The sequence below is a fragment of the Pseudogemmobacter sonorensis genome (genome assembly GCF_042762395.1).
Lineage (GTDB): Bacteria > Pseudomonadota > Alphaproteobacteria > Rhodobacterales > Rhodobacteraceae > Pseudogemmobacter > Pseudogemmobacter sonorensis.
Genome location: NZ_JBEFZE010000001.1, coordinates 235,550 through 249,720 on the forward strand (window position 1 = coordinate 235,550; position 14,171 = coordinate 249,720).

Below are 14,171 nucleotides of genomic sequence, written 5' to 3' on the forward strand. Positions count from 1 at the left end.
GACCGGCCTGCCGCCTGATGGCGCGCTTTGGCGGGGCCGGGCGGCACATCGAAATTTCCGGCCCGCGCCTCCGCCCCGGCGGTTTCGGCGCGCGGCTGGTCCGGGCGGCGCGCCTTCGTTTCGCGGGCGCGCCGGACGAAGAAGGGTTATGCAGCTCGATCGCAGGGCACGGGGCAGGCTGCCACGCCCCGAAGCGGCGGTCGAATGGAAAAGGGGCTCCGGTTTCGGGGCCCCTTTTTCCTTTGGTCGCAGCGGTTTCATGGCCTTGATTTCAACGGGTTGATCCCAAGCGGAGCCCCGCGGCGGAAGCGGCTGCCGTCCGCGGGGCCGGATCCTCATCAGCGGCCCGAAATAACGTGCTCTCATGGGTGAGATTCGCCGGGGCCGATCTGCCCTGTGGGCGCGTCCTCGCGATGCCCGGTCCCCCGGCGGCCGACCCGCGCGGCGGCGCTGCCTCCATCGCCCCCGGAAAGGCGCCCGGTGGGGCGTGCCTTGAAACCGCCATCATTGCCGAAACTTCGCCACGCTCTTCCCGAAGCCTCGCCAGATTCATCGCCTATCAAATCAGTAGAATGGCCTGTGCTGGAGGGAATCCTCCCGGCGGGGACCGCGAATTGACCTGTGCCCGATGGGCGCCCCGGTAAGTAAAGGTTGCGACATGGCAATTGCCACTCCCTTGGACCTGACCGTCACCAGCGATGGCATGCTGTTGGCCGAGAGCATCTTCGGCCAGGGTGTCCAGGTCGAATCCGCGACCTATACCGGCGCCGCGAACGCGGCCGGGCTTTACACCGGCGCCGATACCACCATGCCGGGGGTGGCGCCGGGCGACAGCGGCATCATACTTTCGACCGGCAGCGCCGCGGCGATCACCAATTCGCACGGTGGCACCAACACCAACATGGCCACCAACACCTCCACCGACAACGGTCAGCCGGGAGATGCGCAGCTGACCGCGCTTGCGGGCATGACCACCCGCGACGCCGCCATCCTGGAGGCGGTGTTCATTCCCGACGGCGAATATATCACGATGCGCTTCGTGTTCCTGTCCGAGGAATACCCGGAATATGTGAACGGCGGCGTGAACGACGTCTTCGGCGTCTGGATCAACGGCGAATATGTCGATGTCAGCATCGCGAACGGTGGTTCGGTTTCCATCGACACGATCAACGGCACCGCGAACCAGAACCTCTATATCGACAACACCCAGGACCAGTTCAACACCGAGATGGACGGGTTCACCTATGTCGTCTCGATCAAGGCGAAGGTCGTCCCGGGCGAGACCAACACGATCAAGATCGCCATCGCCGATGGCGGAGATTCCGTCTATGATTCCAATGTGATGATCGCGGCCGACAGCGTGCAGTCGATCATGCTGGCCTTCGACGACCAGGTCCAGATCGTGGCGGGCCAAACCCGCATCGTCGATGTCCTGGCCAATGACCACGACCTGTCGGGCACCGGGCTCACGATCACCGAGATCATGGGTCAGCCGGTGGTGCCGGGCTCCACCGTCACGCTGGGCACTGGCCAGACGGTCACGCTCAACCCCGACGGCACGCTGACGGTCACCTCCACCACCACATTGGGCGAAAGCGTGCTGACCTATACGGTCACCGATGGCGCCGGGAACAGCGATGTCGGCTATCTGACCATCAACACCGTCGCCATGGTGGCCCCCGACTATATCGTCGACGGCACTGATGGCGACGACGTGATCGACGTGAGCTACACCGGCGATCCCGATGGCGACATGGTGGATGGCAACGACAACCAGACCGGCGGCAACGAGGATGTCATCTACGGCTACGGCGGCAACGACACGATCTTTTCGGGTCTTGGCAATGACACCGTCTATGGCGGCGACGGCAATGATTACATCGACGGCGGCGCGGGCGATGACGAGCTTTATGGCGGCGATGGCAACGATTACATCGAGACCGGAACCGGCAATGACACCGCCTATGGCGGCCTGGGCGACGACACGCTGACAGGCGCGGGCGGCGACGACCTGTTTTACGGCGGCCATGGCAACGATGTCGCCATCATCACCGACAACAGCGGCAACGACACGTTCCACGGCGGCGAGGGGGTCGATTCGCTGGTTTTCGGCACCACTTCGGGCAATGGGGTGGATGTCACGCTGGCGGGCGACGGCCACGGCGGCTACAGCTATGACGGCCAGGGCTCGGGCGCGTTCACCAGCGTCGAGAGCTTCCAGCTTACCTCCGGCGGCGACAGTTTCGACGGTCAGGCCAGCGGCGAAGGGGTGATGGTCTTCGCGGGTGGCGGCGAGGACACCGTTCTGGGCGGCAGCGGCAATGATTCGATCGACGGCGGCACCGGAAACGACCTGATCGACGGCGGCGCGGGCGACGACAGCCTGCTGGGCGACGAGGGCAACGACACCCTGATCGGCGGCGCGGGCAACGACATCCAATACGGCGGCGGCGGCGACGACGTCTTCGCCCTCGGCGACGGTTTCGGTCAGGACACCATCCTTGGCGGCGAGACGGGCGAGACGCTGGGCGATCTGATCGACGCCTCGGCGGTGACGGGGGACATGGTTCTCGACCTGTCCTACGGCGATCCCTCCGATCCCGAACAGGGCGTGCTTTCCGTCACCGGCGGGGCCGGCGATACCGCCGTCTTCTCCGAGATCGAGCGGGTCACCCTCGGCTCGGGCAACGACAGCGTGATCGGCTCCGAGGGCGACGACCATGTCGTCACCGGCGCGGGCGCCGATACCGTCGACGGCGGCGCGGGCAACGACTATTTCGATATCGGCGCCGATGACGGCGCGGTCGATCTGGTGCGCTTTTCGGACGGCGACGGCTGGGACACGATCAAGGGGTTCGAGGCCCCGGTGCTGGTGGACGGCAACTGGGTCGGGCGCGACCAGCTCGACGTTTCGGCGCTGCACGACGATTCCGGCAATCCGGTCGATACCCGCGACGTCAGCCTGGCCTTCGATGCCGAGGGCAATGTCGTTCTCTACTTCCCCAACGGCGAGGCGCTGACCCTTCTGGACGTCGATCCCGGCCTGGCCTTCGATCCCGACACCGGCGAGGTCAATCCCGATTACCTCGTGGCCATGGGCATTCCCGCCGCGCCGCCGCCGAACTACATCGTCGAGGGCACGGCGGGCGACGATCTGATCAACGAATATTATACCGGCGATCCCGAAGGCGACATGGTCGATGCCGGGGACAACCTGACCGGCGGCGACGAGGATCTGATCTACGGCTTCGGGGGCAATGACGCGATCTTCGCGGGCCAGGGCAACGATACCGTCTATGGCGGCGCCGACGACGATTACGTCGATGGCGGCGATGGCGACGACCTGCTTTACGGCGGCACCGGCAATGACACGCTTGAAGGCGGCCTGGGCAACGACACGCTGCATGGCGAGGAAGGCGACGATCTGCTTTCGGGCGGGGCGGGCGACGATGCGCTTTACGGCGGCACCGGCAACGACACGCTTTACGGCGGCGCGGGCGACGACCATCTCGAAGTGACCGAGGGCGAGAACCTGCTTTCGGGCGGCGCGGGAGAGGATACGCTCCTTGGCGGCTCGGGCGACGATACGCTGATCGGCGGCGGCGATTCCGACACGATCCACGGCGGCTCGGGCGACGACCTGATCTATGGCGGCAGCGGCACCGATCTAGACACGACCGTGATCTGGAGCGGCGACAGCGCAGGCAACCTGCTGCGCGTCGAGAATGTCGAGGGCGAGGCCTCGGTGACCGTGGTCGGCCCGATGGGCCATGTCATGGGCGACATCGGCATGGCGCCCGATGGCACGCTTTACGGCATCACCCTGTCGGGCGACCTGTTCGAGATCGACACCGAGACCGGCGCGGCCAGCCAGATCGGCAACCTGCCGGTGATCACGGCCAATTCCTTGTCCTTCGACGAAAACGGCATCGGCTATACCGGCGGCGCCAGCGGCGATTCGATCTATGCCTTCGATCCGCAGGATCCCTATGCGGCCTGGGTCTGGTGGACCAATCCCGATGGCGGAAATCCGGCGGGCGATTTCATCTTCATCGGCGACAAGGCCTATGTGGCCTGGTCGACCGGGCTTTACGAACTGAGCCTTGACGAAGACAATCAGGTGCTGGGCCATTCCTATCTCGGCACTTTGCCCGACCAGGCCTACGGCCTGACCGCGGGCGGGGACGGCACGCTCTACGTTCTGGGCGCCGACGGTCTCTACCGGCTCGACCCCGAGGCGGCGGACGGCAGCGGCGCGGTGCCTGCGGTGCTGATCCCGAACACCGAAGCCCCGGACGGCGCCCAGCATTACGGCGCCACCTCTAATGCCGAATCGCACCTGGGCGGGGCCGAGGACAGCGCCGACCTGATCCATGGCGGCGCGGGCAACGACACCATCTACGGCCAGCAGGGCGACGATACCCTTCACGGCGACGAAGGCGACGACCAGATCTATGGCGGCCAGGGCAACGATCAGATCCACGGCGGCACGGGCGACGACCTGGCCTATGGCGGCAAGGGCGACGACCTGCTCTACGGCGGCCAGGGCAACGACACGATCCATGGCGACGATGGCGACGATACGCTGCACGGCGACGAAGGCGACGACCTGCTCTACGGCGGCGACGGCAATGACGAGATCCATGCCGGGACCGGCAGCGATACCGTCCATGGCGGCGCGGGCAATGACACGATCCATGGCGGCGGCACCGGCGGCAATCTGCTTTACGGCGGCGCCGACGAGGATGTGTTCCACGGCGTCGGCATCGGCGATGTGGTCGACGGCGGCTCCGAGGGGCAGGATTACGACGTCCTCGATCTGACAGACTGGGGCCGCGATTTCGTCAACATCATCTACGAGCCCGGCAATCCCGAGAACGGCACCGTCGAATTCCTCGATGCCAACGGCGATGTCATCGGCACCATGACCTTCACCGATATCGAGAAGGTCATCCCCTGCTTCACCCCCGGCGCGATGATCGCGACCGACCGGGGCGAGATCGCGGTCGAGGATCTGACCCCGGGCGACCGGGTGCTGACCCGCGACAACGGCTATCAAGAGATCCGCTGGGTCGGACGGCGCGACCTCTCCGCCGCCGATCTGGCCGCCGCGCCGCAGTTCGCGCCGGTGATGATCCGGGCCGGGGCGCTTGGCGTCGGCCTTCCCGAGCGCGATCTCGTGGTCTCGCCCCAGCACCGGATGCTGTTCTCGGGCAGCCGGGCGGAACTGCTGTTCGGCGAGCATGAGGTGCTGGTCCCGGCGGTGCATCTGGTCGGCCGCCCCGGGATCGAACGGCTGGGCGCCGCGCAGGGCGCGACCTATCTGCACCTGCTGTTCGACCGGCATGAGATCCTGCGTTCGAACGGGGCCTGGTCGGAAAGCTTCCAGCCCGGCGCGATGGTTCTGGCCGGGATGGAGGAGGAGACGCGGGCGGAACTCCTCGCGCTTTTTCCCGAGCTTGCCAGTGGCGAGGCTTTCACCGCCGCGCGGATCTCGCTCAAGAAGCGCGAGTCGCAGCTTCTGGTCGCGGCCTGAGGCGGGGCGCAGGGGCGCGGACGCGGACGGCGCGCCCCGCCCGGCGTCGGATCCGGTTCGGGGCGGGCAGGGCGCCAGGCGGTTTCGTGAAGTCTGGCGGGGGGGCTGCCCCCGGGCCGAAGGACATGCCGACCCGCGGGCGGTTTCGCAAATCCGGGGGTCCCCAGGGCCGCCCTTGCGCGCAGGCCCGCCCCCGAGCCGCGATCATTTCTCGGGGATCAGCCCGCGCGGCGCGAAGCGCAGCACCAGAAGCAGCGCCGCCCCAAGGGTGACCAGCCGCATCTGCGCCGCCCCGTCCAGCAGCCGGTCGCGCAGGGCGCCCGCCGGGATATTGGCGGTCAGCGCCTCCATCAGCCCGGGGCCGAGGAATTCCACCGCCAGATACAGCCAGCCGATCAGCAGCCCGCCCAGAACCGCGCCCCAGTTGTTGCCCGATCCGCCGACGATCACCATCACCCAGATCAGGAAGGTGAAGCGCAGCGGCAGGTAGTTCCCCGGCACCAGCAGCCCGTCCATCGAGGTCATCATCGCCCCCGCCAGCCCGACCACGGCCGAGCCCAGGATGAAGATCTGCAAATGGCGGAACTTCACATCCTTGCCCATGGCCGCCGCCGCGATCTCGTTGTCGCGGATCGCCCGCACCATCCGGCCCCAGGGGCTGTTCAGCGCGCGCTCGCAAAACCAGATCAGCGCGAACAGGACCAGGACGAACATCCCGGCGTAAAGCAGTTTCACCAGGATCGTCGAGCTGGTCACCGGGTCGAGGCCCAGATCCATCACCCGCGCGCGAAAGCCGGGGCTGTTTTGCAGCGCCAGTTCCATCGGCACCGGCCAGGGGCGCGGCAGGCCCGAAAGGTTCTTGACCCCGCGATCCAGCCAGTCCTCGTTCTTCATCACGGTGACGACGATCTCGGCGATGCCCAGCGTGGCGATGGCCAGGTAATCCTCGCGCAGGCCAAGGGCGATCTTGCCGATGGCCCAAGCCGCCAGCGCGGCGAACAGCGCCCCCACCGGCCAGGCCCAGATCGAGTTCAGCCCCAGCCCGCCGATATGCCCGGCATGTGAGGGGTTGTTGGCCTCGACCGCCGTCACCGCCGGGTCGAGAATGGCGCGATAGGCGAAAAAGCCGGCCACGACCAGCAAGGTGACGATCAGCGCGCGCGGCCGCCCCTCGGGCAGGCGGCGGCGCAGCCAGACCAGCGCGGCGATCCCGGCCACGGCGAAGGCCAGGGCGGCGAAGATGCGCGGCGTGCCCGCCTTCCACGCGCCCTCGACCGGATTGCCCGAGACCAGCACCACCGCCAGCCCGCCAAGCGCGACCGAGCCGACGATCCCGGTCGAGAACAGCCCGGCATAGCCCCATTGGATGTTCACCCCGATCGCCATGATCGCCGACAGGAGCGCAAGGTTGAGGATGTTGAGCGAGAGGTTCCAGCTCTGGAACAGCCCTGTCAGCACGAACAGCATGCCGACGGCCGCGAAGAGGGCGGTATTGCGCAGGGCGTCGCTCATTTCGTTTCCCTTCCGAACAGGCCCTGAGGCCGGATCAGCAGCACCAGGATCAGGATGGCGAAGCTGACCGCCACCTTGTAATCGGTCGACAGCGCCTGATAGAGGCCCGGCGCCAGCCAGCCCTCGGGCGTCAGATAGCCCAGGATCTTGCCCCAGGCGCCGGTCAGCAGCAGTTCGGAAAAGGCGATGACATAGCCCCCCGCGATGGCGCCCAGGGGCGAGCCCAGCCCGCCGACGATGGCCGAGGCGAAGATCGGCATCATCAGCCCGAAATAGATGAAGGCGCGAAAGCTTTTGTCCAGGCCGTAAAGCGTGCCCGCGATGGTGGCCAGCGCCGCCGCGATCACCCAGGTCACCCGCACCACCCGGTCGGGGTTGATGCCCGACAGCAGCGCCAGATCCTCGTTGTCGGCATAGGCCCGCATCGACTTGCCGGTGCGGGTGCGGTTCAGGAACCAGAACAGCGCCAGCACGCAGGCCAAAGCGACGGCCACGGTTACCGCCTGGGTGGTCTTGATCGCCAGCGGCTCGGCCAGGCCCGTGGCCTCGCGGAAGTCGCGCGGGTTCAGAAGCATCCGCTCGCCATCGGTGAAATTGCGCTCCGAGGTGCCGATGATCATCCGCACCAGCCCGTTCATCACGAACATCACCCCCACCGAGACGATGACGAGGATGATCGGCTTGGCCTTCTGCCGCCGGTAGAAGCGATAGACCAGCCGGTCGGTGCCCAGGACGAAAGCCACGGTGACAAGGATCGCGAAGGGCAGCGCCAGCAGCGCGGTCGGCAGGAAGCCCCCGGTGATGCCCATGGCCTGGAAGCCCCAGGTGAACAGGATCGCGAAGACCGTCCCGAAGGCCATGGTGTCGCCCTGGGCGAAGTTCGAGAACCGCAGCACGCCATAGACCAGCGAGACCCCAAGCGCGCCGAGCGCAAGCTGGCTGCCATAGGTCAGGCCGGGGACCAGGATGAAATTCGTGAAAGCCGCCAGGGCGTTGAGAATATCCATCAGCTTGCAGCCTCGTTGCAGATGCCATGCCAGGACACGGCGCGTGGCATGTCACGGTTGTGCACGGTGTAGACGGTGTCGCCGGAGCGGTTGCGCGTCAAAAGCGAAACTGAACTGGTATCGGGAAACATGTAGGCCGATACCCCGCTGAAGGTCACAAATTCGGCCCCGATCCAGTCGCCATCCCCGACCAGCGGCGGCTGAAGGATGATGCGCGCATCGCCGATCGTCAGCACCGCCTCCTGCCCGAAGAACGAGCCCGCCGTGACGCTGAGCTCGCCCGCGAGGCTCAGGCTCTCGCAACCCTCTGCAAGCGTGCATTTCTGCTCGAAGTGGCAGGAAAGGCTGCAGGGCAGGGCTGGGAGGACCAGGCCTGGCATGTCTTCGGCAAGAAGGCGCGGCGCGGGGAATGCGGCGGCGGCGAAGACCACGATCGCGAAAGGGATACGCAAGGATCAGCCCCCCAGAAAGCTGCGGCGAACCTCGGGGTCGGCCAGCAGGGCCGCGCCGCTGTCGCTGAAACGGTTGGTGCCCTGGACCAGCACATAGCCCTTGTGGGCGATCTCCAGCGCCTGGCGGGCGTTCTGCTCCACCATCAGGATCGAGATGCCGCTGCGCGCGATCTCGATGATGCGGTCGAACAATTCGTCCATCACGATCGGAGAGACCCCCGCCGTCGGCTCGTCCAGCATCAGAAGCGAGGGCCGCGTCATCAGCGCCCGGCCGACCGCCACCTGCTGGCGCTGCCCGCCCGAGAGTTCGCCCGCCGGCTGGTGGCGCTTGTCGCGCAGGATCGGGAACAGGGCGTAGACCTGTTCCATGGTCTCGGCGATGTCGTCGTCGTGCCGGATGAAGGCGCCCATTTCCAGGTTTTCCTCGACCGTCATCGAGGTGAAGATGTTGTGGGTCTGCGGCACGAACCCCATGCCCTTGCGCACCCGCTCTTGCGGCGAAAGCGCGGTGATGTCCTCGCCCGCCAGCCGCACCCTGCCGCCGCGCAGGTTCAGCATGCCGAAGACCGCTTTCATCGCGGTGGATTTCCCGGCGCCGTTGGGGCCGACGATCACCGCGATCTCGCCCCGGTCCACCGCGATGGTGCAGCCATGCAGGATGTCGACCGAACCGTAGCCGCCGGTCATGTCCTCGCCGATCAGGAAGGGCTCGGTCATGCCGCGCCCTCTTTGAGCTTGTTCTTCAGCCCGCGCCCCAGATAGGCCTCGATCACGCGCTCGTCGGATTTCACCTGCTCGACGCTGCCCTCGGCCAGCACGCGGCCCTCGGCCATGCAGATCACCGGATCGCAGAAGCGGCCGATGAAATCCATGTCATGCTCGATCACGCAGAAGGTGTAGCCGCGTTCCCTGTTCAGCCGCACGATGGCGTCGCCGATGGTGTTCAGCAGCGTGCGGTTCACGCCCGCGCCCACCTCGTCCAGAAAGACGATCCTCGCATCCACCATCATGGTGCGGCCCAGTTCGACAAGCTTCTTCTGCCCGCCCGAAATCTCGGAGGCCCTGCTGTCGGCGATATGCGAGATGGTCAGGAAATCAAGCACTTCATCGGCCTTCTCGCGCAGGCGGCGTTCTTCCTCCTTGATGCGGCCGCGGTTGAAGACCGCGTTCCACAGCCGCTCGCCCGACTGGTTCGCGGGCACCATCATCAGGTTCTCGCGCACGGTCATCGAGCCGAATTCATGGGCGATCTGGAAGGTGCGCAGCAGGCCCTTGTGGAACAGCTCATGCGGGGCGAGGCCGGTGATCTCGTCCCCGCCCATGAAGACCTTGCCCGAGGTGGGCGGCAGCCGCCCGGCGATCACGTTGAAAAGCGTGGACTTTCCGGCGCCGTTGGGGCCGATCAGCCCGGTGATCGTGCCCTTGCGGATTTCAAGCGTGGCGCCATCGACGGCCCGGAACCCGCCGAAATGGCGGTGAAGGTCTTCAACCCTGATCATCCTGTCCCCAAGGTCCTTCCTGCGCGCTGCACCGTCCCGCCGGGGATGGATCCGCGTTTTGGCAGATCGGTCTTCATGGCGGTCCCCATTGATTGGCCCCCGGGCGATTGGCCCCCGGCTATTGTCTGCGGCCCGGGCTGATGCCCGGGCCGCAGCCGCATGTCAATCGCGAAACCCGGGATGCCGGGCGCAAGGCGACGGTGGCGCCTTGGCCAGGGCGCGCGGGCTCAGCGGTATTGGACGGTTTCCCACTTGCCGTCCTTGATCTCGTATTCGCGGTAGCGCCCGGTGGCGTCGCCGCCCTCCAGCATGGTCACGCCGGTCGCGCCCTCGTAGTCGATGGCGGTGCCCGCCGCGATCAGTTCCAGCGCCTTGCCGATCTCGCCCGGGTTGATCTTGACGCCCGAGCCGTCGGCGGGGCCGTTCGCGACTTCGAGGATCTTCTCCTTGTAGACCGCCGGATCGGTGGAGCCCGCCGCCTGCATGGCCAGGATCATCAGCGCGGCGGCGTCATAGGCCTGGGGCGCGAAATTGGTCGAGCCGTCGAAAGCGGGTTCGAAGGCGGCGGCCAGATCCATGTAGATCGGATAGCCCTCGGCATCCGAGGCCGGGTGCTGGCCGTAGGAGCCTTCCAGCGCCGGGCCGATGGCCTCGGTCAGCGAATCCCCGAACATGCCGCCGGGCAGGCCGAAGACGTCGAAGGCGCCGGTGTCGACGGCGGCCTGGATGATGCCCTTGCCGCCCTGGTCGACATAGCCCGCGACGACGAGGATCTCGCCGCCCGCCGCCGCCAGCGCCGCCACCTCGGCCGAGTAATCGGCCTTGCCGTCGTCATGGGCGGCCTCGATGGTGACGGTGCCGCCCTTGGCCTTGAAGGCGGCGGCGATGGCCTCGGCCTGGCCCTTGCCGTAGTCGGAATTCGAATAGGTCAGCGCGATCGAGGTCACGCCGCGGTCGGTCAGCACATCGGCCATCACCTCGCCCTCGCGCGCGTCCGAGGAGACCGAGCGGAAGAACAGCCCCTCGTCGGGGTCGGTGGTCAGCGCGGGCGAGGTGGCCGAGGGCGAGATCATCACGATGCCGTTCGGAATGGCGACATTGGTCAGCACCGCCCGCGTCACGCCCGAGCAATCGGCGCCGATGATGCCCTTGACGCCTTCGGCCGTCACCAGCCGCTCGGCCGCCGAGATGGCGGCGGCGGAGTCGATACAGGTCGAATCGGCGCGCAGATTGGCAAAGACCCAGCCATTGGCGGCATGGCCGGAATCGTTCGCCTCCTTGATCGCCATGTCGACGGCGGTGAACATGTTCGGCGCGATGCTTTCGATCGGCCCGGTCAGGCCGAGAAGCGTGCCGATCTTGACCTCTTCCGCCGAGGCCGCCCCCGCCATCAGCGCCGTGACCGCCGTGGCCAGCATGAGTCTTTGCATCCGTCATCTCCCTTGTTGGATCGAAATCCCGATGCCGAGCCTAGCGGGCCCGTTTCCAAAAGAAAAGCGCCTGGCCGCAGCGGTGTTCCGGCCTTGTTTCGCAGGTTTCGCCGCCCTGTTCCCGCCATGTTTTCCGGCCGGTCCCGCGCGGGCCGTGGCGCGATCACGCGGGTTTTGGGTGCAAGCCTGCGACGCGCCACCTAAGTTGGAGGACAGAGAACGGAAAGGAAATGAAAGATGTGGCTCTCTCCTCCCGCTTCCGCCCTGTTGCTGGCGCTTTTGCCGCTTTTCTACGCAACCGCGCCGCGGGCCGAGATCCGGGCCGAGACCGGCATGATCGCCACCTCGGCTGGCGAGATGCGGGTCGAGGCCGTGGCGCTTGGGCTGAACGAGCCCTGGGGCCTTGCCTTCCTGCCCGACGGCAGCCCCCTGGTGACCGAGCGGGGCGGGCGGCTTCTTTTGCTGCGCGACGGCGCGGCGCGCGCGCTTGAGGGGGTGCCGCAGGTGGCGGCTACGGGGCAGGGCGGGCTTCTCGACGTTCTGGTCGCCTCGGATTTCGCGCAAACGCGCGAGATCTGGCTGAGCTTCGCCGCCCCCCTTCGGGGCGGGGCCGCGACGGCGGCGGGGGGCGGGCGGCTCTCGGACGACGCCACCCGGATCGAGGGGTTCGAGACCGTCTTCACCGGCGACGTGCTGCCCGGCGGGCGCCATTTCGGCGCGCGCCTGGTCGAGACCGCGCCGGGCAGGATCGTCCTGACCACCGGCGACCGGGGCACCGGCCCCTCGGGGCACGAGGCGCAGGACCCGCGCAACGCCATCGGCAAGGTGATCGCCCTGACGCGCGCGGGCGCCGATCCCTCCGCCACCGGGGCCGAGGGCTGGGGGGCGGGCGTGGTCTCGCTGGGCCATCGCAACATCCAGGGCGCGGCGCTGATGCCCGGGGGCGGGCTGCTGGTCTCGGAACATGGCGCACGCGGCGGGGACGAGATCAACCTGGTCGCGCCGGGGCGGAACTACGGCTGGCCGGTGATCTCCTACGGCGTGGATTACGACGGCAGCAGGATCGGCGAGGGTCAGGAAAAGCCCGGCATGGAGCAGCCCGCGCATTACTGGGACCCCTCCATCGCGCCCTCGGGGCTGATGGTCTATTCCGGCGCGCTGGTGCCCGAATGGCGGGGCCATGTCTTCGCCGGATCGCTGAATTCCGACTTCATCTCGCGGCTGGACCCGTCGCGGCCGGGCGAGGGCGGCTGGAGCGAAGAGCGGATCGCGGCGGAGGAGACCGGACGGGTGCGCGACATCCGCGAGGGGCCTGACGGCGCGATCTGGTTCCTGTCGGTGACCCGGGGCGCGCTTTATCGCCTGTTGCCCTGAGATCGCCTGTTGCCCCGAGCGCGCCGGAAAACTGGCGGCGCGGCATCGCCTCCACCGCGGAAAATCCGCGCGTTTCCGGCCCGCTCCCCCGGCCCCCATCGCCGCGACCGAGGAAAAGCCTCCGCAGCGATGCAGGCCGAATTTTCCGGCGGCCCGCTAGGCCTGAAGCCGGGTCGGGGGCGCGGAAACGAACGCGGCGGGCGATGCGCCCTGGCTGCCGCGCTCGCGGTAGGGCGTCGTCGCGTAATGCGCCCGGTAGCATTTCGAGAAATGCGACGGGCTGGCAAAGCCGCAGGCCAGCGCCACGTTGATCACCGACATGTCGGTCTGCATCAAGAGGTTGCGCGCCTTCGACAGCCGCAGCTCCATATAATAGCGTTTGGGGCTGCGGTTGAGATAGCGGCGGAACAGGCGTTCGAGCTGGCGGGCGGACATGCCGACCCGCTCGGCCAGATCGGCGGGCGAGAGCGGATCCTCGATGTTCCCCTCCATCATCCGGATCACCTGCGCGAGCTTGGGGTGGCGCACCCCGATCCGGGTCGGGATCGACAGGCGCTGCGTGTCCTGGTCGGTGCGGATGGTCGAATAGATCAACTGGTCGGCGACGGTATTGGCCAGATCCTCGCCATGATCGGCGGCGATCACCCGCAGCATGAGGTCCAGGGATGAGGTCCCCCCGGCGGTGGTCCAGCGGTTGCCGTCCATCACGAAGACCGAGCGGGTCAGCCGCACCTCCTCGAATTCTTCCACGAAGCCGTCCTGGTTCTCCCAGTGGATCGTCGCGCGCCGCCCGTCCAGCAGGCCCGCGCGGGCCAGCGCATAGGCGCCGGTGCAAAGCCCCCCCAGGATGACGCCGCGCCGCGCCTCTCGCCGCAGCCAGTTCAGCACCGCGCGGGTGGTCGCGCGCTGCACGTCGACCCCGCCGCAGACCAGCACCACATCCTCGCGGTCGATCTCGTCCAGGCCCATGTCCAGCCGGAAGGCGGCGGCATTGGAACAGGTCGCGGTCTCGCCGCCCTCTCCGGCCAGGACCCAGGCGTAAAGCGGGCGCCCGGCCACCCGGTTGGCGATGCGCAGCGGCTCGATCGCGCTGGCGAAGGCCAGCATGGTGAAACGGTCGAGCAGAAGGAACACGAAGCGGCGCGTTCCGGTCGCGGGAACCTGTGGGGCGGCCTTGCTGGCGGGGCTGGGCATCTTTGCGACCTGACCATGTCGGGAAAGCCGGATGGAAGCGGAAATCCGCCCCTTGCGCAAGAGGGCTGGAGCCCGCGCCCGCCGCACGCCCCTCGGGTTTCCGGTCTGCCCGAAAAAAGCCCATTCGCCCTTTGCATCGGACGCGCGAGCGGCCTATATGCCGTCAG

9 protein-coding genes are annotated in these 14,171 nt (G+C 67.5%); 2 read left to right on the forward strand and 7 right to left on the reverse strand.

Annotation, left to right across the window (positions count from 1 at the left end):
* Positions 1-658 precede the first annotated feature (658 nt).
* Positions 659-5,536 carry a Hint domain-containing protein gene (locus ABNX41_RS01020; RefSeq protein ID WP_438667851.1) on the forward strand — a complete coding sequence of 1,626 codons (4,878 nt, stop codon included), beginning with the start codon at positions 659-661 and terminating at the stop codon, positions 5,534-5,536.
* Between the two features lie 204 nt (positions 5,537-5,740).
* On the opposite strand, the gene ABNX41_RS01025 is transcribed toward ABNX41_RS01020, so the two are convergent.
* The 6 genes from ABNX41_RS01025 to ABNX41_RS01050 form a co-directional block, all read right to left on the reverse strand.
* On the reverse strand, positions 5,741-7,048 hold the full coding sequence (locus tag ABNX41_RS01025) for a branched-chain amino acid ABC transporter permease (RefSeq protein ID WP_438667852.1): 1,308 nt from the start codon (positions 7,046-7,048) through the stop codon (positions 5,741-5,743).
* Entirely contained in the window at positions 7,045-8,055 is a 1,011-nt protein-coding gene (locus ABNX41_RS01030; protein WP_438667853.1) for a branched-chain amino acid ABC transporter permease, read from the reverse strand. The genes ABNX41_RS01025 and ABNX41_RS01030 overlap by 4 nt, the downstream gene beginning before the upstream one ends.
* Complete coding sequence (locus ABNX41_RS01035; protein ID WP_438667854.1) at positions 8,055-8,507, reverse strand: hypothetical protein; 453 nt, start codon at positions 8,505-8,507, stop codon at positions 8,055-8,057. The genes ABNX41_RS01030 and ABNX41_RS01035 overlap by 1 nt, the downstream gene beginning before the upstream one ends.
* 3 nt (positions 8,508-8,510) lie before the next feature.
* Positions 8,511-9,224, reverse strand: a complete 714-nt coding sequence (locus ABNX41_RS01040; RefSeq protein ID WP_438667855.1) for an ABC transporter ATP-binding protein — start codon at positions 9,222-9,224, stop codon at positions 8,511-8,513.
* Positions 9,221-10,006 carry an ABC transporter ATP-binding protein gene (locus tag ABNX41_RS01045; protein WP_438667856.1) on the reverse strand — a complete coding sequence of 262 codons (786 nt, stop codon included), beginning with the start codon at positions 10,004-10,006 and terminating at the stop codon, positions 9,221-9,223. The genes ABNX41_RS01040 and ABNX41_RS01045 overlap by 4 nt, the downstream gene beginning before the upstream one ends.
* 227 nt (positions 10,007-10,233) lie before the next feature.
* Positions 10,234-11,436 (reverse strand): ABC transporter substrate-binding protein, encoded by a 1,203-nt coding sequence (locus ABNX41_RS01050; protein WP_438667857.1) that lies wholly within the window; start codon positions 11,434-11,436, stop codon positions 10,234-10,236.
* A gap of 237 nt (positions 11,437-11,673) precedes the next feature.
* Between ABNX41_RS01050 and ABNX41_RS01055 the strand changes: the two genes are divergently transcribed.
* Positions 11,674-12,810: a PQQ-dependent sugar dehydrogenase gene (locus ABNX41_RS01055; RefSeq protein WP_438667858.1), complete on the forward strand. Its 1,137-nt coding sequence runs from the start codon at positions 11,674-11,676 to the stop codon at positions 12,808-12,810.
* Between the two features lie 156 nt (positions 12,811-12,966).
* On the opposite strand, the gene ABNX41_RS01060 is transcribed toward ABNX41_RS01055, so the two are convergent.
* The gene (locus ABNX41_RS01060; protein WP_438667859.1) at positions 12,967-14,004 is read right to left on the reverse strand and encodes a GlxA family transcriptional regulator; all 1,038 of its coding nucleotides are present in this window, start codon (positions 14,002-14,004) and stop codon (positions 12,967-12,969) included.
* Positions 14,005-14,171: the final 167 nt, after the last annotated feature.

What these genes read in the sequence shown, in the direction of transcription:
- ABNX41_RS01045 (WP_438667856.1), bottom strand. Translation starts at nt 10,006, where the DNA reads ATGATCAGGGTTGAAGACCTTCACCGCCATTTCGGCGGGTTCCGGGCC.
- ABNX41_RS01030 (WP_438667853.1), bottom strand. Translation starts at nt 8,055, where the DNA reads ATGGATATTCTCAACGCCCTGGCGGCTTTCACGAATTTCATCCTGGTC.
- ABNX41_RS01025 (WP_438667852.1), bottom strand. Translation starts at nt 7,048, where the DNA reads ATGAGCGACGCCCTGCGCAATACCGCCCTCTTCGCGGCCGTCGGCATG.
- ABNX41_RS01050 (WP_438667857.1), bottom strand. Translation starts at nt 11,436, where the DNA reads ATGCAAAGACTCATGCTGGCCACGGCGGTCACGGCGCTGATGGCGGGG.
- ABNX41_RS01055 (WP_438667858.1), top strand. Translation starts at nt 11,674, where the DNA reads ATGTGGCTCTCTCCTCCCGCTTCCGCCCTGTTGCTGGCGCTTTTGCCG.
- ABNX41_RS01060 (WP_438667859.1), bottom strand. Translation starts at nt 14,004, where the DNA reads ATGCCCAGCCCCGCCAGCAAGGCCGCCCCACAGGTTCCCGCGACCGGA.
- ABNX41_RS01020 (WP_438667851.1), top strand. Translation starts at nt 659, where the DNA reads ATGGCAATTGCCACTCCCTTGGACCTGACCGTCACCAGCGATGGCATG.
- ABNX41_RS01040 (WP_438667855.1), bottom strand. Translation starts at nt 9,224, where the DNA reads ATGACCGAGCCCTTCCTGATCGGCGAGGACATGACCGGCGGCTACGGT.